Here is a 20,427-nt window from a genome sequence, read left to right on the forward strand (position 1 = left end):
TGCCTCCTTCCCTCTTCCATCTTACTTCGTCGTATGCGGCGGATTCGCGCCCGCCTCGCTGATCGCCGTGCGCATGTCGGTGTCCGCCTGCACGTTGCGCAGGTTGTAGTAGTCCATGACGCCGAGGTTGCCGCTCTTCAAGGCTTCCGCCATCGCGTGCGGCACTTCCGCCTGCGCCTCGACGACCTTCGCTTCCATCTCCTGCGTGTAGGCCTTCATCTCCTGCTCCTTGGCGACCGCCATGGCGCGGCGCTCCTCGGCCTTCGCCTGCGCGATGCGCTTGTCAGCCTCAGCCTGATCAGTCTGCAATTCCGCGCCGATGTTGCGCCCAACGTCAACATCTGCGATGTCGATGGAGAGAATTTCAAACGCCGTCCCTGCGTCAAGTCCCTTGCCGAGCACAGTCTTCGAGATGACGTCGGGGTTCGCGAGCACTTCGCCGTGGCTCGCCGAAGAGCCGACCGTCGTGACGATGCCCTCGCCGACGCGTGCGATGATTGTCGGCTCGCCCGCGCCGCCGACGAGGCGGTCAATGTTGGCGCGCACGGTCACGCGCGCCTTGATTTTCAGCTCGATGCCATTCATGGCGACGGCGGAGACGATCGGCGTCTCAATGACCTTGGGATTGACGCTCATCTGCACGGCGTCGAGCACGTCGCGTCCCGCAAGGTCGATGGCAGCCGAGCGTTCAAACGGCAAGGGAATCTGCGCGCGGTGTGCGGCAATCAGGGCGTCGACGACCTTGTCGACGTTACCGCCCGCAAGGTAGTGTGCTTCGAGCTGGTTGACCTGCACGTCAAGCCCCGCCTTGTTCGCCTTGATGAGCGGCATGACGATCTTGCCGGGCGGCACACGGCGCATGCGCATGCCGATGAGCGTGATGATGTTCACGGGAACGTTCGCCGCAATCGCCGAAATCCAAAGCCCAATGGGCACGAAGTGCAGGAACACCATGACGACGAGGACAGCAACGACGAAGAGAAATGCCAATGCTATGACGCTTTCCATAAAGAACCCTCCAATCAATCCTTTTTCCTGACGCGGCGCACGACGATGCGGCTGCCGTGCACCTCCGTCACACAGACGCGCTCGCCCTTCTCGATGTAGGCGCCCTCGGAAACGACATCGACGGGCACACCGTCGACGAGGATCGAACCGGCAGGACGCACGTCGGTCAGAACAAGAGCTTCACGTCCGATGAGATCCGTGCGCTCCTCAGCGCTCACATAGCCCTTTGCACTCGTCGAAGCGTCGTGCAGCACGACCCTCTTCCAAAGGCGGCTCTCGGGCAGAAAGCGCGCGATGAGTGCGAAGAGAAGAAGCGCGAGCGCGAATGCGGCAAAAAGCGCGTAGACGGCATTGACGTCGCCGCCAAGCGCGAGAACGACGCTGTAAAGCATCGCCGCGACGCCGAGAGCACCCAAGACGCCCGTAGCAGGCAGGAGCACCTCGGCTACGATCAAAAGGATGCCCACGAGAAAGACGGCGACCTCGTAGAGACTCACGAGTCCCTTCACATACTGACTGCTGAAGAAGACGCCTGCCGCAATGAGTCCGAGCAAGACGCCGAATCCCGTGCCGCCCGTCTTGACCTCCATGAGCACAGAAAGAAAGATCACGGCGACGAGGAGCACCTGCAGGGCGGGAGTCCCGCCGACAAATTCCATACGATCACATCCTTTCTCACGAACCTTCTCCCTATATCTATTCCATGAAGAAACACAAAAACCTGCCGAAAATCCTTAAAATCACAGGAGAAAATGCCCAGTACAAGCCAACGGAAGAATCATTTGCCTGTCGACTTTCGTAGGCGTATAATGGCAGAAAGGAAAATCTTCCGACAAAAATCGTTCTGGGAGGCTCGCTTTCTATGGCAATTTCTACAACACAGCTTGCACTCATGCTCGCGACCATCGCACTCGTCCTCGCGAGCGGTCTCTATGCCGCCCGCTCCATCCGCTCGGCGGAAGGCTTCAGCCTCAATGGGCGCAGTGCCGGTGCGCCGCTCGTCGCAGGCACGATCGCCGGCACCTGCGTCGGCGGCGGCGCGACCGTCGGCACGGCGCAGCTCGCCTACTCGCTCGGGCTTTCCGCGTGGTGGTTCACGCTCGGCACAGGAATCGCTCTCGTCGTCATGGGGCTTTTCTATGCGAGACCCTTGCGGCGCACTTCGCTCGAAACGATCCCCGAGTTCCTCGGCATCCGCTACGGCAAGAGTGCGAGTGTCTTTTCGAGCCTCGTCTCCTCCGTCGGCATCTTCTTCAGCGCCGTTGCAAGCATGCTGCCGGGGCTTCATCTCATCTCCACGCTCTTCGGTGTCGGCTACGGCACGGCGGCCTTCGCCCTCATTGCCCTCGTTGCCTGCTACGTCTTCTTCGGCGGCATGAAGAGCGCCGGCGTCGGCGGCATCTTGAAGATGATTGTCCTATGGCTGAGCCTTTGTCTCGCAGGCGTCACCGCCTGGCACGGTCTTCCCGCGCTCACAGCGGCGGCGCCACTCGCGTCCGGCACATGGAGCCTCGGACATGCCGGCGCCCAGAGCATCGCCGCCGGACTCCTCTCGCTCATCGTCGGCATCATCTCCACGCAGTCCTACATCCAGGCCATCTTCTCCGCCGCCAACCCACGCACGGCAACCGTCGGTGCATTCACCGCCGCGCTTATTGTCATCCCCGTCGGGCTGCCGAGCTCGATCATCGGCATCTACATGCACGCGGCCGCGCCCGACATCGCACCCATCCTCGCACTGCCCACCTACCTTTTTACGCACGCGGGAACACTCATCGGCAGCATCGCCATGGGCGGTATCGTGCTTTCCCTCGTCGGCAGCATCGGCGGACTCTCACTCGGCATCGGCACAATGCTCTCGCACGACGTATTCGCACCGCTCCTCGCCGTGAAGAGCGAAGGCCGGCTTCTCCTCTTAAACCGTCTCATGGTGCTCCTCGTCATGGCGCTTGCCGCCCTCTTCGCCATCTGCTTCATTGACAGCGAGGTGCTCGTCTGGAACTACCTGTCGATGGCGCTTCGCGGCGGCGGCATCTTCCTGCCGCTGACACTGGCGATTTTCTTTCCTGAGCGGCTTTCCCCGCGCTGGGCCATCGCCTCTATGCTGCTTTCTACGGCAGCCGCTACGGCGGCAGCCGCCTTTGAAAGCGCCATCCATCCGCTCTTCATCGGGCTGATCGTCAGTGCGGCACTCATCCTGCCGGGAATTCGTAAGCTTTGAGGACATACACGGAGGAATCTCTCATGACAAATACAGCCATACCCGCAGCGGCGGAAGAACTGCTCGATTTCATCCAATGCTCGACCTCCCCTTTTCATGTCGTAGAGGAGAGCGCCAAGAGACTTCTTCGTGCGGGCTTTCAAGAACTCAAGCCTGCGGACTCGTGGCGTCTTGCCGCCGGCGGACGCTACTTCCTGCGCGTCTACGGCTCGACGCTCCTCGCCTTCGTCGTCGGCGAGAAGCCGCTCAAGAGCCACGGCACGCCTCTTCTTATGGCAGCGGCGCACACGGACTTCCCATGCTTTCGCCTGAAGCCCGAGGCAGGCATGACACGCGACGGCTGCGGCACGCTCAACGTCGAAACGTACGGCGGACTCATCCTGCGCACATGGCTCGACCGACCGCTCTCGCTCGCGGGCAAAATCGTGCTGCGCGGCAAAGACGCCTTTCATCCCGAGGTGCGGCTCGTCGACTTTCAAAAGCCGCTCATGACGATCCCGAGCCTCGCCATCCACATGGATCGTGACGTCAACAAGGACGGTGCCCTGAACGCGCAAAAAGACATGCTGCCGCTCGCCGCTCTCCTCGGTAAGGACGCAGAAGAGGACTTCTTCCTCGCCTGGCTCGCCGAAGCCTGCGAAACCGAGCGGGACGCCATCCTCTCCTACGATCTCGGCGCTTACCCTTGCGAGGCGGGCTGCACCTTTGGACTTCACGACGAATTCATCTCCTCGCCGAGGCTCGACAACCTCACCTCCGTGCTCGCCTGCCTCAAGGGCATCGAAGAAGCGCATCCCACACAGGGCATTCGCCTCATCGCGCTCTTCGACAACGAGGAGGTCGGCAGCCGCACGAAGCAGGGCGCCGGCTCCGCCGTGCTCGGCGATGTGCTGCGCCGCATCTATCAAGAGCTTTCGGGCGAAAGCGACGCCGTCTGCCGTGCGCTCGCCGACGGCTTTTTGCTCTCCGTCGACGTGGCGCACGCCGTCCATCCTTCGCACGCGGCGAAAAGCGATCCCGTCGTGCATCCCGCGCTCGCAGCAGGCGTCGTCCTCAAGCAGGCGGCGTCGCAGAGCTACGCGGGAGATGCCGAAGCCTCCGCCATCGTGCGCGCGCTTGCCGAAGAGCATGAGATCCCCTGGCAGAGGTTCGTGAACCGCGCCGACAGCCGCGGCGGCTCGACGCTCGGCGCCATCGCCTCCTCCTTCGTCCCCGTGCGCACGATGGACATCGGATCGCCCATTCTCGCCATGCACTCGGCGCGCGAGACGATGGGTGCCGCCGACCAAGAATCGCTTGAGCGACTTCTCACGGCGTTTCTCGCTTGAAAAAGCAAATGCCATCCTGCACGAAACCGCAGACACGAAATACGCCCCCGAAAGCCATCCTCGGCTCTCGGGGGCGTATTTCGTCGCAATCTTGTTCCGCGCTCAAATGCCAAGCCCGCGTTCCAAATACTTGCGCTGCAGCAGGAAGATACATCGAACGAGCTGGTTCTGCTGCCTCTTGTCAAGATATGCCGCGAAGTGTGCTCCGATGTGATAAACAGGCGTCGCAAGCGCCGTGCGGTCGAGCGAGCGCATGACGACGGCCGTCGTCTTCAGCTCGCCGACGGCGGGCAGATCGGGTATGGCGATCTCGATTTCCATACCGTCCTCCAACGGCTCTTTCCACACGAAGGACACGCCGTTGCCGCTGATGTCGACGAGCGTCGTGTCCTTCGCCTTGTTCTTGCCGCCGTAGAGATTCGGCAAGGTCACCTGCATGGGAAGCGGCACGGGCACGCGCACGAAATCGCGCTTCTGCTGGCGCTCGACCTCCGCCGGAAGTTCCATGTACCAGATATGATCAGGCAGGGGGCTGCTCGCGCAAAACACCGAAGAAAAGCGATAGGTGCATTTCTCACTCGGCATGGCACAGTGAAAACGTGCACCAGACTCAGGGCCGTGCGCATACTCGGCATCCGTCATGCGCATTTCAACGATGAGACGGTCTGCCGTCATCTCCTTGAGAATTCCTATACGCGTCTTCTTTCCGCCCTCCTGCAAAAAATAGATCTTTTCCTCCAGTGCGAGCACTTCTTCGGGTGCAAAGCATTCTGTCGTCATATCTCCTCTTCTTCCTGTCATCACTTCCGCAAACTCACTTCATCGACAAGGCTTCCGTCGGGCAGAAAGCACGAAAAGTGCAGACGCTCTGCCGACGCCTCCAATGTCATATAATTGCCGCGCTCAGGCTGGGCGAGCACCTTCTTGTCAAAACGCGCATTCACAGACACATCGTAGTAGCAATTGCCGCAGTTTCCCGTATCGATATAGAAAGGCCCTTCCTTGCTCGGCGCAAAATTCACGATAGACCCTAGCCGCCGATACGTATGCTGATGCGCCGTCAAAACGACATCGGGACGCAGTTCATCGAAGAGCGGCATGAGAAGACGCCCCGTCGCACTGATGTCTCCCGTGACGGGATCGCTCAAATCGGGGTAGTCGTACTCGATGACGTCCTTATGCATCAAGACGATCTTCCACCTCTTGCGGCTCGCCGCCATGTCGCGACGCAGCCAGGCCATCTGCTCCTTCAGGAGTCCCGCACGCAATGCCTCTACTTCCTCCCACTGCGTGTTGAGCGCGGCGAAGTGACACGGCCCGTAATCGAAGGAATAGTACCAATGCGAGAAGCGCAGACTGCCGTTGCCCGGTACAGGAAAGTAGCCGAGCCAAGCCAAGGGCAGGCGGCACTGCCAGTCGAGATCATACGCTTCATGATTGCCCATCAGCGGAGCACACGGCAGGCGGCTGATGATTCTCGCCGCCCCCTCGAACCACTGTCGCCACTGGTAGGCAGCCTCCCCGTTGTCGACGAGGTCACCCATCATGATGAAGAAGTCGGCGTCCGGGTGCTGCACCGCCGCACTTTCCGCCGCCTTCTTCCATGTGCGATAGCCGTCCGAGCACTGCGAATCGGGAAAGATCAGCGCCTTGAAGGAGCCGTCCCCCGCCGTCCGCAGCGAAAACCAAGGCGACGATGTATCGCCCGTGCGCAGGCGGTATTCGTATGAAGCACCCGGCGAAAGTCCTGTCAGAAGCGCCTCATGCGAAAACAGCTGCTCGCCGCCGTCATCGAGAAGTTTCTCGCTCGCAGCGAAGGAAGAACACCCTTCTGCGCCCGCAAGCCGCAGATCGACGACAGCCTGCGCCTCACTCACCGTGGACTCCCAGGCAATCATGCGCGAGGTTCGGCTGTCCTCGGTGATGATCTGCCGCACGAAGAACGCTTCCAATCCTTCAGCTGCAAAAGCCTTGCGCCAGCGCGCGGGGAACAGACTGCCGATTCCCAGCGAGAACAGCGTCCGCAGCGATACTTTCAAAAACCCGCGGCGCGACAGCACCGGTAAAGAGGCAGACAGCATGGCGAAACCTCCTTGCCGCATTTTCATGACTCATACAAAACACCGTTTTCCAAATATAGCGAACGCTGACAGAACCATTGTACCACAGCCACATCATGAGAAACAAGCAGACAGGCAATTCTCTGTTTTTCTCGCAAATCGCGTAAGAGATGCAAGATCTGCGCCTGCACGGAAATATCGAGCATCGAAGTCGGCTCATCGAGAATCAGAAGGGACGGCTTCAGCAAGAGCGCTCTGCTGATGCTAAAGCGCTGCATCTCCCCGCCGGAAAGTTCGTGTGGATAGCGCCGCAAGAGCTTTTCGTTCAAGCCTACGCGCGCCAGCTGCTCTGCTATACACTCCCTCCATATCGCGCGAGGCGCCACATCCTGCACCTGCAGCGCCTCGCGCAAGCTCCTTTCCAACGTGTATCGCGGATCGAAGAACGTATCCGGCGTCTGCGATATGAACTGCACCGAGCGCCGAAAATCGCGCAGCTCATTTCGTGCCAGAGAAAAAACATCCTTCCCTCGCCATCGCACCTCACCGCCATCGGGAATCTCCAATCCAAGCAGCAGACGCACGAGCGTACTCTTTCCCGAGCCGCTCTTGCCCATAAGGCCGACTGCCTCACCTTCATGTAGCGTCAAGGAAGCTTCGTGCAGAACACAAAAGCGCCCGCCCTTCGCCCGATCCTTATAATGCTTCGTCAGCCGATGCGCTTCCAGCATAGAGAAAACACCTCACCTTCCCTGAACCTGCCGCATAAAGGGATGGACGCTCCCTGCGACAGCGAGCATCTGCATGCGCACAGCGCTGAGCGAATCGACAACCTGAGCCGTCATCATCCGATGTTTCCGCCTGCAGCGGCAGAGCTTCAAAGCCATTTTCCGGCAAAGCCCGCAGCAGCGCCTGCGTATACGGATGATGCGCCGCAAGCTCCGGCGCAACAGCAAGAAATTCCACGATCTCCCCCTCGTACATGACAATGAGACGATCGCATATACTGTGTGCCAAAACAATATCATGCGTAATGACGAGAAGCGTGCAGCGCGTCCGCTCCGCCATACGTGCGAGACTTCTACCAACGGCATCGCGTGCGTCTTCATCGAGGCCTTTCGTCGGCTCATCTGCCAAAATCCATGCGGGACGGCAAGCCGCTGCCATGGCGCAGAGGACGCGCTGCAGCATGCCGCCCGAAAGTTCATGCGGATACGACCGGAGCACGCGCTCCGGCTCCGCCAATTCAAAGGAACGAAGAAGTTCTGCCGCTTTCTCTTGGGTAAGAGGCTTCATGCCCGCTCCACGGCGCACATCTCTCAGATGTCCGTCGATTGTCCGCAAGGGCGACAGCGCCTCTTGCGGCAGCTGCGGCACCAGCCCCCAGACACGGCCCCACAAAGATGTTTTCTCGCGCTGTGTCAATGCGAATACGTCTTTTCCATCGAACCGCACCTTGCCGCGAAGCTCTGCACTTTCCGGCAGCAGTCCGAAGAGTGCCTCGCCGAATACGGATTTGCCGCTGCCGCTCTCGCCGATGATGCCCATCACACCTCCTTGTGTCAGATGAATGCTCATATCATGCAGCACAGGAACCCTTTCTCCGCGCACGCGAAAGGACACGGAGAGTTCCTGCACCTCGAAGCCCTTTCCCTCTTTTTTCATCTTCTCACCTCATCCCAACGCACATCCAAGCGGTTGCGCAATTCGCTCGCCAAGATATTGATAGATGCGACCAAGAGCAGGATACACACGCCGGGAATCAAGACGAGATGTGGAGCACTTCGATAGTAGAGCATCGCATCGCTGACCATCACGCTCCAATCGGGAACAGGCGGCTGCACGCCGAGACCGAGAAAGCTTAGTCCCGCAATCGCCAGGATACCTCGTCCCAAGCGCAGCGCTGCGAGCACGAGCAAACTGCTGAAGAGGTTCGGCACGATATGCAGCAAGAGAATCCGCGCATCGCTGCATTCCAAGACGCGCAGACCTTCTACGAAAGCCATCTGCCGCAACCGCAGGACTTCCAAGCGAACGATGCGGGAAAATCCCGCCCAAGAAGTCACGACGAGGGCGACCAGAAGACCGTCCAGGCCTGGCCCCCAAAAGCCCGCTACAGCGACCATGAAGCAGGCGCTGGGAATACCTTGAAAGATATTTGCTGCTGCCGTGAGGAACGCATCGACAACGCCTCCATAATATCCCGCCAAGAGTCCTGCCAATGTCCCAAGCAAAAGCGCCACTGCAGTAGACAAGAGTGCGAGAAGAATCGTATAGCGACTGCCGAAGAGAAGTCGGCTCAGCACATCGCGCCCCAAGGCGTCCGTTCCGAGCCAATGCAAGGCATTTGGCAATTCCATACGATGCGCCATATCGGGCTGAAAGGGATTGTACGGCGCGAGCCATGCAGCGAAGATACCAGAAAGCACGACCGAGAGTACGATGAGCGCCGCGATCAGCGTCAAAAGCGAGGGGCGGCGCATCATGACGACCTCCCAAGCCGCGTGCGTGGATCAAGATAATACGCCAGAAGATCGACGCCCAGCGATACAAAGACAAAAATCGTCCCCGTCAAGAATACATAGCCTTGCAGAAGCGGATAATCACGAAAGCGTATGGCTTCCATCGCCAAGGAACCAATCCCCGGCAGAGCAAAAACGGATTCGACGATGACGGAACCGCCGAGCACCGCCCCAAAATAATTTCCCAGAAGCGCGAGCACGGGCAAAAGCGCATTAGGCAGCGCATAAGTGACGAGGACGCGCCAAGAGGAAAGCCCGCGCGCCGCCGCCACTTTGCAGTAAAGCGCACCGAGTTCCTCGTGCAAACGGCTCGAAAGAAGCTGCGATGTCATCGCCAAAGTGACGAGGGAAAGCGCCATCGACGGCAAAATGTATCCCTCGATCTTTTCTATGCCGCTCGTCGGCAAAATTCCCCACGTTTCTCCAACAATTAGGATCAAGGCGATGGCGAGAAAAAAACTCGGCGTCGAAAGCAAAAGATGGATCAACGCAGACAACACATGACCCAGCAAGCTTCCACGAAAAAACACGACGAGGATGCCGAGAGCAACGCCGCCAGCGCCCGCCCATGCAAGCGCACAAAGAGCGAGCGTCACCGTCACGGGCAAACGCCTTTCGATTTCCTGCCAAACACTGTTTCCCGTGTGCCAAGCCGTGCCGGCATCGCCCTGCACGATATGGGACAGCCACGTTCCGTACTGCACATACCACGCTTCGTCAAGCCCCATTTTCTCGCGCATCGCCGCAATCTCCTCTGCCGATGCCGCCGACGTGCCCGTCTGATCAAGCATAAGCTCAGCTGGATCTCCCGATGCGAGGAAACTCAGTCCGAAAGTCAGAAGACTGATGCCGAGCAAGACGGGAAGCACGGACAATATGCGCCGCACAACAAAAGATTCCATTCGCTCACTTCCTCTCCACTTTTGATAACGTGATGCCATAGACCAAAGCCTTGTAGCCCGTAATTTCCTTATTGCAAGCAACGATGTTCTCGTCGTAATAGAGCGGCACGACGGGCAGATCCTCTGCAGAAATTTCCTGCAGGCGCAGGAATATCCTCGCGCGTTCGGCTTCATCGGTCAGCGTCTTGAGCTGCGCCATCAACGATTCAACCTCCTCGCTTCGATAGCCAAGGCATGCTGCCTTGCTGCGCGCACCGTCGGGCAGTAAAAACGCATTGAATATGAACTGCGGATCGCCATTCGGCAATCCCTGCTGGGAACGCGCGATCTCATAGCGGCCGTGCCTGAGTTCCGCCGTCATCGTCGAATACTCCATGGGCACGATATGCACGTCGAGACCAATCTCAGAAAGCCAATACGCGATGAGTTCCGCTTCTCCCTTCTGCAGCGGATCGGCGCCGTTGAGCAAGTAGCGCACGCTGCAGCGTTTCCCCTGCAGCACCTCGTCTGCCAGGCGCTTCGCCTCAGCCAGATCGTACGGCACAGGAAGTTCACGATAAAAGGGGCTGGCGTTACTCAAAAGATTCGTCGTCGGCACGGCATAGCCCAGGAAGAGTGCATCCACCAATGTCTTGCGATCCAGGGCGAGGCTCAGCGCCCTGCGCATCCTCACGTCGTTAAATGGCGGTTTCGTGCCATTCACGAGGAGCATCTGAACTAGGGAAGAGCGGCTGACTGAAAGCGTGAAGCGCCCGTCCTTCTTGAGCTCTTCCGCCAAGGACGGCGGCATCGCCTTCAAATCGAGCACACCCGCGATCTCACCCGTCTTCAACGCAGAAAAACGCACGTCGGCACTCGGTATATTGCGCACGATGATTTTCTCCGCACGGGCTTTTTCCCCATAGTAATCTTCATTGCGCACAAGAATGACATACTCGCCCAGCTTGTTTTCTGCAATCTTGAACGGCCCTGTGCCGATCGCCTCGCGCGAGAAGTTGCCATCTTCAGCCAGGCACGATGGTGCGTACATCGCACTGCCGAAATTCATCATATTGTAGAGTTGATTGACATTCGGCTCGGAAAAGGTAAATTCCACCGTATAATCATCGAGTTTGTATGCCCGTACGAGATGAGGATAAAAATTGCGGATGTTCAGCATGTAGAAGCCCGAAGGCTTCACGCCCTTTTCCAGTCGTTCCATATTCTTGAGCACGGCATCTGCCGTGAATTCCGTTCCATCGTGGAAGCGCACGCCGCGGCGCAGATGAAAGCGCCATCTGCGCCCTCCATCGAACATCTCCCAGCTCTGTGCAAGGCAAGGAGCTGGTCTGCCCGTCTCTTCATCGTTTGTCACGAGCGGCTCCCATACCTCCAGAATCTTACTGCAATAGTAGCCGTCATGCTCTCCCGGAGCCAAGTGTCGATACGCCGCCAGAACGATGGCATCCTCTCCGCGCGGACTCTGCTCTTTCGGTGCATCCGTCTTGGCACAGCCTGCCAGAAGCAGCATCCCAAGCAACAGAAGCGCCAAGAGCCATGCGCCATTTTTCTTCCACCTCATGCTTTCCTCCTATAATCAAGGCGGAAGCCTCGCAGCTCCCGCCCTCATTTATGCTCTTATCTTTAGAAACAACGCTTTCTTAAAAATCTACGCTCATCGACAGCGCCAAGGTGCGGGGCGTCGACATGTAGAGATTGTCGCCGCGCGCAATCATCCAGTACGACTTGTCGAAAAGATTGTAGCAGGTGAGCGCGAAACGTGCCGGAAGCTTATCGATTTTCGTCTTGTATTCGATGCCGAGATCGAACACAGCGTACGAAGGCGCCCAGAACTTCTCGTAAAGTACCGGTGCGCTTCCCGTGTAAACCATGCGCCCGAAGGCGCCGAACTTCTCATCCGCATTGTAGCGCACGAGGAGCGAGCCTGACCAATACGGGCGTCCCGACTCAATAACGCCGTCATATTGCCCGCCTTTTGTCTTATCGTACTTCGCGTTGAGATACGACAATCCCGCAGCAAAATTCCATTTTTTCGCCACGTTGCCGCTCACAGAAAGCTCCACGCCCTTGTGGCGGATCCTGCCATCCTGCAGTTGGTACATGTCGCTGCCGCGCACCACATCAATGTTGTTCGCCTGCTCGATGTCGAAGAAGCTCAACGTCGTCAAGATACCCTTGTTGACATACTTGAAACCGATCTCGTTCTGTTTCGTCTTTGCCGCAGGAAGTATCTCGCCCTTGTTCTTATACTTGCTGGCTACAACCGTCCCCACGTCAAAATTCTCGGCATGACTCGCATAGATAGAGAAATTCTCCACAGGATGATACATGATGGCATACGTCGGGCAATAGGCACTGTCGTTCGCACTCGACGACACCTGACCCGTCGTCTGACTGTAAGAATCAACATGCGAAGAGTGGTGATGGATTCCCAAGAGCACATTGAGCTTCTTGTAATCAATCGAATCGACGAAAGAAATGCCTGCGATGCGCGTTTTGTTGGACAAGAACGTTTCGTATTCGGGATGTGCTGAATCTATATAGTTAAAGATTCTCGTGTAGATGTTTCCCGTGCCAAGATTATATGTGGTAAAGTTCTTCGTCCCATGACGCTGACGCCATGCGCGATCAACGGCGAGTGTCAGATGATTCCTCGTCTCGCCCACTTTTACATCACCTTGAACGCCTGCCTGCCAGTAATAAGCTTTCTGCGGCGTCGCCGAACTCTGTTGGCGAATATTGAAATCTCCATTATCATTCAGGATTGTCAAGGCGCTGTACTCGTACATGACATTCTTGTTGAGCTTATTGTGCAGGAGACCGAAATTCATAAACCATTTCCAGTCCTTATTCATCTTCTGCTCATGATTCAGCGCGAGCACCCAGCCATATGATGCCTTGTCCATGCCATCGAAGGCATAGTCACGCGAATGATCGGGAACGGCAGGCAGCTTCGTAACGGCTCCTCCAAGTTTGAACCAGCGCTGCCCCCCGAGGATCTCGTTGCTGCGATAGCCCGTGAAGAGGTTCGTCTTGCTGCGCTCGTCGCGGTGATCAACATTCACATAGATGCTTGACGACTTGACCTTCTGATTGTCGACCGCCGTCTCTCCATCAACCTTTTCGATATTGACGCGCACGCCCCAATCACGATTCCTGCCAAAGCGATGGCTGAGATCGAGATAGCCGCCCAACATGCCCTTTCCCGAGAATGTGGCCGTAAAGCGATTGAAATCCTTCTCTTCCGCACGCTTTGTCACGAAATTTACGAGACCACCCGCAGCATTCGATTCATAGTGCGTGCCCGTACCTGAAAGGCCGCTATTCGGACCAGCCACAACATCGGCGCGCGAGATGACATGCATCGGCGCATTGAACTGTGTCCATATCCCCGGAATGCCATTCACGTAAGTGCTCGTGCCGTTAGCACGGAAGCCGCGGAACGTGAAGTCATTGTGCAGGATGCTGCCCGATTGGCGGATTGACGGCGACTGCGCCAAGATGCTGTCCAAGGGTTGAGACGGGTCGCTGAAGGAGCGCACTGTCTCCTCCGTGATGTTCGTCACCGTAAACGGCGTCTTCATCGTATCCTGCTGCCCGAGGATACCGACGGAGCCGCGTCGCGCGGCAAAGCCACGGTTATGTCGATCCGCCGTTACCACGGTCTCATCGATCTGATGCTCCACTGCCTCCTCGGAGGCTACCGTCTCCTTTTCTTCTGAGGCTGCTTTTTCCATTTCTGCCGCTTGACCGGTTCCAGCCAATCCCATACTCATGAATGCCAACAGCACAGCGATCGTCAATTTCTGTCTCGTAAACATTCCCATTTCCTTGACACCTTTCTTTTAAAATCTCAGTCTTTCCCTCTCAGCGCTTCATATGCCTCAGCTGCACGTGCCGCAAAAATTTTGCGCACAGCGGCGTTTTCTCCGATGCCCTTGAGAATCGTCTGCACACGAAAGCCTTCGCGCTCCAAAAGCGATTTGTGCGAATCCGGCTCGTCGCCCGCCATATCGTTTGTCGCATGATCGCCTGCCACGAGCATCAATGGGGCGAGCGTGACCTTCCTTATGCCCGCCTCCTTGAGCTTCGGCACGACATCGTCCAAATTCGGCCGACCCTCAACGGTGTAGATATAGACGCGCTCTTCACCGAGATTTTCCAAGCGCTCCTGCATGACAGCGTAGTAGGCATTCGCCGGATGCGGCGTGCCGTGCGCCATGAGGAGCACGGCTTCGTCTTCTGCACGCGCCGGCAACTCCTTCGCAACAGCCGTCATGACCTCTGCGACATCATCGCGCTTCTCCTCCTGCCCCTGCCAATAGACAAGAGGCGTACCGAGCGTCATGCGCTGAAACCACGGCTTACACTCGTCGAAGACTTCCCGCTTGTAGGCATACTCAATGCCCGGGATGATGTCGAGCGAGACGAGAGCGACACGCGTACAGCCCTCTTCCTTGAGCTTCTGCAGCGCCTCTTCGGGCGTAGGATAGCGAACGCTCTCGTTCTTTTCCACGCGCTCGACGACGATATGCGACGTGAAGGCGAGCATGACCTTGGCGGCGGGATGCGCGCGCCGCACCTCCTCCATTACGGCGTCGATCGTCTTCTCGCGCGTCTCCTTGAACGTCGTGCCGAAACTCATGACGAGGATGGCATCACGTTCTTCACCAGCAGAGAACGCGGCATTGTCCGCCACAAGCACGCCGAGGCTTGCGGCTCGCCGCAAAGCGGTGCCCGCTGTCTTTACTTCCTCGTGAAGCTTGTAACCTGTATGCACTGCAGGCGTATGCCCTCTTTCTGTCATCATGATCTTCTCCTTCCATATACGATGCATCCAGCCTAACAATCACGCCATCTGCAATAGCACGCACCAACATTCGCCTTGCAGGCGTTATGTGTGCCAACCTTGCAAGAAAAAACCCCTTCCCGTCAAGGAAGAGGCTTTTTCGCACCATAGAACATCATAAAAAACCAGCAGAAGCTGGAACGATCGATGATCGCGCAAAATCCCCTTCCCCATCACTCGTAGGTCAAACGGCGATTGTCGATCAGGCAGTTCTCCTGACTCCAGCTCATCGCTCGCCTGCGCCTTCCCAAAGCATATGCTTCAGTGACTTCTTGCAGGCAGCTCACTGCTACAGTGGCGGGACCGCTCCGGCTTTCTCCGGATTCCCTATTAAGTCTTGCGACACCTGATCCAAACCTTATAAAATTTTTAGGGAAAACCTCACAAGCTACACGCAGAAACGTCCACTTCATGGACATTGCGCGGCACATTTACAGAAATCTAGACAATCGGTCTGCATCCTTCTGGCTTGACATCTTGGAATTCCACGGCAAAGCATACCATTAAGTAATTCTTATGTCAAGCAATTCCGTATCTTGACAAAATGCGCCATATCCTTTATAATTTCCACATTACGCGTGATACACTTTTCATTGATGTTTTCGGGGCATGGCTCAGTTTGGTAGAGCACCTGGCTTGGGACCAGGGGGTCGCAGGTTCAAATCCTGCTGCTCCGACCACCGCGTCAGTAGCTCAGTCGGATAGAGCAACGGCCTTCTAAGCCGTGGGTCGGGGGTTCGAATCCCTCCTGTCGCACCATGAATATTGCGGGCTTGGCATTTTGCCAAGCCCTTTTGTTTACTATGAAAGTCCAAGAAGTCAAGCCCGAAGGGCGCAGACTGATTGGGTAACTTTCATTAAGGGCGGCGCACAATGTCCACAAGGTGGACGTTTGTGCGTGTAGTTTACTCTTCATGCGCACGCTTTTCCATGTTGCGAACGAGTTCGATGGCGCCGAGTCCGAGCCCTAGACGCTGAGAAATTTCCTCCGCACTCATTCCTTGGCGTAGAAAAGCACGGATCTGCTCTTGCTGACGGCTCGGAGGCGCATCAGACGACGGACTTTTCGCATCGTCCGCCTCGTTCCCTTCCCGCACAGCGGTCAAATCCCCGCCCGCAAATTCCGGCGGCTCTTCCTCGTCCGCCGGTTCGTCCTCTTCGTATTCGTCCGCCTCTTCTTCCATCACTGTCTCTTCGTCTTCTTCCTCCGACTCGTCTTCCTCGTACTCCTCGTACTCATACACCTCATCGTCCTGTGTCTCATCGGGCGTCTGCGCCGCCGACAACGCAAGGGATGCGGCGTCCTCTTGGACGGGAATCTCCCGACGCATATTCTCCTGCGCCGCCTGGACGCCATGCGTGACGTTCGCCGCCGCGTCCGTCTCCATTTCCTCAGGCGGCAGTTGCAAATCCACCGCACTGCCAATCGGGCTTCCGGCCATCTGCTTCATCAGGGCTGCCTGAAAGCTCGAAGCCGGCTCTCCTGCACCGACGGCGGAGGCCACAGCAGGCGCAACGGCTGCAGCGGACGATGCGGCAAGTTCAACGGCAGAAGGAGCGGAAACAGCAGGCGCCACAGTGACGTGAGAAGCAGCCGGATGCGCCTGCGTCGCCGTGCGGGGCGCAGAAGACGCGAACTCCATCTGCTGCGGCAAAGCGCCGAGCCGTGCACCGTAGACCTTCTCCCACTGCGCGAGAGCAGCGAGACGCTCATCCAAGGCTGCCTTCTGCGCGTTCGCCTCCGCCAAAATGCGCTCCAATCGTTCGACATGGATCTGCATCCTGCCGATGACGGCGTCACCTGAGCGCTCGATCTCATAGCGCAGACGGCTCGCGGAAACTTCAACCGATTCTTTCTCTTTGGCCTTTCCCTTGCTCAAAAGGCGCCGCATGATGAGGACGAGCACCGCCCCCAAGACAATCAATGCACCCAGAATTTCCGTGATCACTTCTCGCAGCTCCCCTTATCTCCATGAATCGCTGACAAATTCAGATCTCTCTTTAAAATAGGGCTGTCACATGAGTCGACTACGACTTATGACAGCCCCGTTTCATTCCCTACGTAGATATATCAATATTGCGTCCGCGGAACACATCGACGGCGAACCTCTCCGTCGGCGCTTCCTCTTCCTGATCGGCATGCCTGCCTCCACCAGAGCCTCGCCTGCCGCGCCCCTGCTTTTTGCGGCGATCGGGATCGTCCTTGATGCGTTCTTCTTCTGCCTGATCCTTCTTCCTGACCTGCGTCTGTTTCAACGCTGTTTCCTGCTTGTCACGCACGGCCTGAAAATCCTGCTGCACAGCCGACTGCTGATTCATGTTATGCTGTACCTGCGTGGCTTCGGAAGTGCGTGGCACGATTGCCTGCAAGCTCATCGGGGTTACATCCATGCATCCCACCATCCTTTCCGAGCGCAATCAAAGGGACACAATCTGCAAAAACGTCGTCAAAATCAATAAGCGCCGGTGCGGATCTGATCACCTTCCACGCTCAACGTGCAGCGTTTTTCCTCCGAATGAATATTCTTGATGACATTATTGATCTTGAGCTTCACACCCGGATATATCGTATCGGCGGCACGAATGCGGCCGCGCTTCATGCTCTGGATTTTCTCCTCAAGTCCGTCCATCTCCTCCAGAAGACGCTCCAACTGTCCTTCCACTTGAAAGCGCACCTTCCCCAATTGCGCGACCATTTCCTGTCTCTCGGGCGGCAGTTTGCTGATGTCAACCTTACCGAGCGTAGCGAGAGTCTTCTTGATCTCATCGAGCTTCTTCTTCGTATCACCGTACTCCTGGCACACCGCCTTGTACTGCCGCTGTACCATCGGGTTGACGCCAACCTCAAGTTTCGTCGCGACATTCGCGGGATTGCCGATCTGCGTCGCCTCGATTTCTTCCCCAGCGAACGTAGAGCCGCCCATAATCTGCCCGCGCTTGCCGAGCACCGTGACCTTTTTGCCTGCGCGCACCTGTGAATTCAGTACAACGTCGGCAATCGTGACATTATGTCCCGCTTCGATCTCTGCATTTTCCGCAAAGAATGCCATGAGCATCCCCTTCGCCTTGACGAAGCCACGGTTCATGCCCTGAATGCCGCCCTTGATGAGGATATTGTTTCCCTCGACCTCAGCGCCCGAAACGATGCCGCCGACCTCGATGTCACCCGTAGCCTTTACCACGAATCCTGCCTGCACGCTTCCCTGGACAGCGACCGCCCCTGTGAAGTCTATGTTGCCCGTGCCAACGCCCACATCATCCTTGATGACGAGGCGAGGGTCGACGCCGATGACTTTTCCCGTATCAACAATTTGACCGTCGATATCGGCATAGAGGAAATTCTCATCGCGAATCGAAGCATTTTTCCCAGCCTTGAATACGAGCGGCCTCCCCTTCTTTTGGTTGACCTTGCCGCCGAGCACGTTCATGCCTGGCTCTCCGTCCGTTTGCAGAACGCGTTCAGCGAGAAGCTCGCCCTGCTTCACGAGTACGAAGAGGTTCATGTTCTTATAATCTGCTCGATCATACTCATCCGTCTTAGGGCGTCCCTTGACCCCGAGGTCGTAGTTCTTCTTCAGATAGGCGTCCTCGCCATGCTGCGGCTCCTTGCCAAGCGCCGCCTCAAAATCCTGGCCGTCCTTCGCGCCCTGCTCGATCGCCGCCTCATCGAAGCCGAATACGACACCCTTGTCCTGGAGCGCCTTCTTGATCATCTCCGCCGTCGGATATGCGTTGGAATCCGTGTGGTCAAACCCGACCGTGGCCACCATCTTGTCCGAACTGATGTGGACGTTGATCTTGCTGTAGACCGGACGCTCTCCGTCAGCCCTTTCCTGTTCGCTCATGCCCTTTTTTGCCTCCTTCTTGCCTCACTCCATGAGGCTTGTTTTCCATCTCGCCAAAAACCCCCGAAGCCGAAAGACGGCCTTCGTATGGAGCTGAGAAATCCGCGCCTCCGAAAGATGCAGGATGAGGCTGATTTCCTTTAGGGTAAGTTCCTCATAATAATAGAGAGAAACGACCGTGCGCTCCTTCTCTGGAAGCTGATCGATTGCTTCCGCCAAGGTGTCGCGCAATTCGTTTTTCTCGGCATTTTCTTCGGGATCAATCGTCTGTGAGGACGGGGACTCCGTGCGGACATACTCTTCAAGTGGAATGACCGTCGCGATATTCGTCTGTGAAACGAGATCGTGCAGTTCCTTCTTCGATATCTTGAGTTCCGCGGCAAGTTCGTCGTCCGTCGCCGAGCGCCCCAGGCGGCCTTCCAATGTCGTCACCGCCTGCTCATAGCGCCGAATCTTCTGCCTTTTCGATACGGGAATCCAATCCATCGTACGCAAATAGTCAAGCATGGCGCCGCGAATACGTACGCCGCCATACGTTTCAAATTTGTTGCCGCGCTCGACGTCGTATCGCTCGATTGCGTCAAGCAAACCAAAAAAGCCGCTCGAAACGAGATCATCCCGATCAACATGTGCGGGCAAACCGACGACGACGCGTCCCGCAATGATATTGACGAGCGGCAAGTACTTTTCGACAAGTTTGTCACGAACTTCTGGTGCGCGCGTTTCCCGGTAAAGCGCCCAAAGATCTTGAATTTCTGCGGAGGTGGTCTCTGCCTTTTTCATCAATCAGCCGCCTCCTCGTCTAGTCATTCTCCACGGGGAACCGCAGCGGCGGTCTCTTCCATGACCTCAAAATCCGCATCCTGCTCTTGACCATCCACTTGCGCGTCTGCTGCTTCCCCATCTTCTCCGGCATTTTCCAAGCCTTTCGACTTCTCTTTATCATTCGCCGTCTGCGTCGCTTTTCCCTCTTTCCTCGTTGGAATTTCCTCCAGCTGCGCTTGCGAAAAAAGCGCAGGAAACTGCTTTTCCAAAAAAAAGGCAACGAGAAAGATGAGTGCGGTGACGACAAGAAACACCGCAAGGCTTCTCCCCGCTGCAGTGGAAAACCGTGCACCTGCCGAGACGGCTGTCAGAACGGTAAGGAAGGCTGCGAGGACGCCCGTGACGAGTGCTGTTCCAATCTTAAACAAAGTCCATCCCCCGTTAAATAATCTTTTCCCCGCGATCGATCGTTTTGACCTTGTAGTCTCCCGTCGCCAGATCGATCTGTACCGTGCGGCCGTATGTGCCGCCTGTATCCTCGGCAATGATGCGTATGCCTTCCTTGGAGAGTGCCTTCTTTGCAGCCTCGGCATTCCTAAGGCCCACGCGCATGACATCGGATGCATTGGCGAACGAGAACATCTGCGCGCCTCCCGCGATTTTGGCGACGAGACGGTTCTTCGCTGCACCAAGTTTCAAGACCTCGCCAAGCATCAATGGCACGCCTGTGTCAGCAAACTTCGCATGATTCTCGTGCGCTCTCGCCTGCGTGCTGTCTGGCAGCATGATGTGCAGAAGGCCGCCAACCTTCGTCTGCGGGTCGTAGAGGGATATGCCGATGCAGGAGCCAAGACCGTAGCTGATGATCTGCTGCGGAGCCTTACCGACCTTGTAATCCGCGATTCCTACGCGTAACATATCAGCCAT

General features: G+C 57.1%; 19 protein-coding genes, 2 tRNA genes and 1 riboswitch. Of the genes, 4 read left to right on the top strand and 17 right to left on the bottom strand.

The features are described from left to right. Window positions 1-21 precede the first annotated feature (21 nt). The gene (floA, locus tag RWS31_RS02800) at window positions 22-1,008 is read right to left on the bottom strand and encodes a flotillin-like protein FloA (RefSeq protein WP_314595916.1); all 987 of its coding nucleotides are present in this window, start codon (window positions 1,006-1,008) and stop codon (window positions 22-24) included. A 14-nt stretch (window positions 1,009-1,022) separates the two neighbouring features. Next, a complete protein-coding gene (locus RWS31_RS02805) occupies window positions 1,023-1,667 on the bottom strand; it encodes an NfeD family protein (protein ID WP_314595918.1) in 645 nt (214 codons plus the stop codon). A 203-nt stretch (window positions 1,668-1,870) separates the two neighbouring features. On the opposite strand from RWS31_RS02805, the gene RWS31_RS02810 reads away from it, so the two are divergent. Both RWS31_RS02810 and RWS31_RS02815 read left to right on the top strand, forming a co-directional pair. Then, window positions 1,871-3,229: a sodium:solute symporter family transporter gene (locus RWS31_RS02810; protein ID WP_314595921.1), complete on the top strand. Its 1,359-nt coding sequence runs from the start codon at window positions 1,871-1,873 to the stop codon at window positions 3,227-3,229. A gap of 23 nt (window positions 3,230-3,252) precedes the next feature. Further along, on the top strand, window positions 3,253-4,557 hold the full coding sequence (locus RWS31_RS02815; protein ID WP_314595923.1) for a M18 family aminopeptidase: 1,305 nt from the start codon (window positions 3,253-3,255) through the stop codon (window positions 4,555-4,557). 102 nt (window positions 4,558-4,659) lie between these two features. Here RWS31_RS02815 and RWS31_RS02820 read toward each other — a convergent pair whose 3' ends face one another. From RWS31_RS02820 to RWS31_RS02860, 9 genes are all read right to left on the bottom strand, one after another. Next, entirely contained in the window at window positions 4,660-5,337 is a 678-nt protein-coding gene (locus tag RWS31_RS02820) for a PilZ domain-containing protein (RefSeq protein ID WP_314595925.1), read from the bottom strand. Window positions 5,338-5,357: 20 nt separating this feature from the next. Next, complete coding sequence (locus RWS31_RS02825) at window positions 5,358-6,638, bottom strand: metallophosphoesterase family protein (protein WP_314595927.1); 1,281 nt, start codon at window positions 6,636-6,638, stop codon at window positions 5,358-5,360. 23 nt (window positions 6,639-6,661) lie between these two features. Then, the gene (locus RWS31_RS02830) at window positions 6,662-7,348 is read right to left on the bottom strand and encodes a dipeptide/oligopeptide/nickel ABC transporter ATP-binding protein (protein ID WP_314595928.1); all 687 of its coding nucleotides are present in this window, start codon (window positions 7,346-7,348) and stop codon (window positions 6,662-6,664) included. Continuing rightward, window positions 7,314-8,282, bottom strand: a complete 969-nt coding sequence (locus tag RWS31_RS02835) for an ABC transporter ATP-binding protein (protein WP_314595929.1) — start codon at window positions 8,280-8,282, stop codon at window positions 7,314-7,316. Before RWS31_RS02835 ends, RWS31_RS02830 begins: the two co-directional genes overlap by 35 nt. Further along, window positions 8,279-9,103, bottom strand: coding sequence for an ABC transporter permease (locus RWS31_RS02840; protein WP_314595931.1), 825 nt, complete (start codon window positions 9,101-9,103; stop codon window positions 8,279-8,281). Before RWS31_RS02840 ends, RWS31_RS02835 begins: the two co-directional genes overlap by 4 nt. Next, a complete protein-coding gene (locus tag RWS31_RS02845; protein WP_314595933.1) occupies window positions 9,100-10,041 on the bottom strand; it encodes an ABC transporter permease in 942 nt (313 codons plus the stop codon). The genes RWS31_RS02840 and RWS31_RS02845 overlap by 4 nt, the downstream gene beginning before the upstream one ends. Window positions 10,042-10,045: 4 nt before the next feature. Next, on the bottom strand, window positions 10,046-11,602 hold the full coding sequence (locus RWS31_RS02850; protein ID WP_314595935.1) for an ABC transporter substrate-binding protein: 1,557 nt from the start codon (window positions 11,600-11,602) through the stop codon (window positions 10,046-10,048). Between the two features lie 79 nt (window positions 11,603-11,681). Further along, on the bottom strand, window positions 11,682-13,862 hold the full coding sequence (locus RWS31_RS02855) for a TonB-dependent siderophore receptor (RefSeq protein WP_314595937.1): 2,181 nt from the start codon (window positions 13,860-13,862) through the stop codon (window positions 11,682-11,684). A 32-nt stretch (window positions 13,863-13,894) separates the two neighbouring features. Then, complete coding sequence (locus RWS31_RS02860) at window positions 13,895-14,851, bottom strand: sirohydrochlorin cobaltochelatase (RefSeq protein WP_314595939.1); 957 nt, start codon at window positions 14,849-14,851, stop codon at window positions 13,895-13,897. A 226-nt stretch (window positions 14,852-15,077) separates the two neighbouring features. Then, window positions 15,078-15,255: riboswitch (cobalamin riboswitch) on the bottom strand. A gap of 238 nt (window positions 15,256-15,493) precedes the next feature. Between RWS31_RS02860 and RWS31_RS02865 the strand changes: the two genes are divergently transcribed. Next, a tRNA-Pro gene (locus RWS31_RS02865) sits at window positions 15,494-15,570 on the top strand. Between the two features lie 2 nt (window positions 15,571-15,572). Then, window positions 15,573-15,649, top strand: a tRNA-Arg gene (locus tag RWS31_RS02870). Between the two features lie 146 nt (window positions 15,650-15,795). Here the strand turns inward: RWS31_RS02870 and RWS31_RS02875 are convergent. From RWS31_RS02875 to RWS31_RS02900, 6 genes are all read right to left on the bottom strand, one after another. Beyond that, window positions 15,796-16,839: a hypothetical protein gene (locus RWS31_RS02875; protein ID WP_314595941.1), complete on the bottom strand. Its 1,044-nt coding sequence runs from the start codon at window positions 16,837-16,839 to the stop codon at window positions 15,796-15,798. Window positions 16,840-16,948: 109 nt separating this feature from the next. Next, a complete protein-coding gene (locus RWS31_RS02880) occupies window positions 16,949-17,266 on the bottom strand; it encodes a hypothetical protein (protein WP_314595943.1) in 318 nt (105 codons plus the stop codon). Between the two features lie 77 nt (window positions 17,267-17,343). Further along, on the bottom strand, window positions 17,344-18,735 hold the full coding sequence (locus RWS31_RS02885; RefSeq protein WP_314595945.1) for a FapA family protein: 1,392 nt from the start codon (window positions 18,733-18,735) through the stop codon (window positions 17,344-17,346). 24 nt (window positions 18,736-18,759) lie between these two features. Then, window positions 18,760-19,518, bottom strand: coding sequence for a FliA/WhiG family RNA polymerase sigma factor (locus tag RWS31_RS02890; RefSeq protein ID WP_314596280.1), 759 nt, complete (start codon window positions 19,516-19,518; stop codon window positions 18,760-18,762). A 23-nt stretch (window positions 19,519-19,541) separates the two neighbouring features. After that, window positions 19,542-19,928, bottom strand: coding sequence for a hypothetical protein (locus RWS31_RS02895; RefSeq protein ID WP_314595946.1), 387 nt, complete (start codon window positions 19,926-19,928; stop codon window positions 19,542-19,544). A 13-nt stretch (window positions 19,929-19,941) separates the two neighbouring features. Further along, a complete protein-coding gene (locus RWS31_RS02900; RefSeq protein WP_314595948.1) occupies window positions 19,942-20,427 on the bottom strand; it encodes a chemotaxis protein CheD in 486 nt (161 codons plus the stop codon).

Source organism: uncultured Selenomonas sp. (assembly GCF_963528755.1).
In the GTDB taxonomy this organism is placed as follows: domain Bacteria; phylum Bacillota; class Negativicutes; order Selenomonadales; family Selenomonadaceae; genus Selenomonas.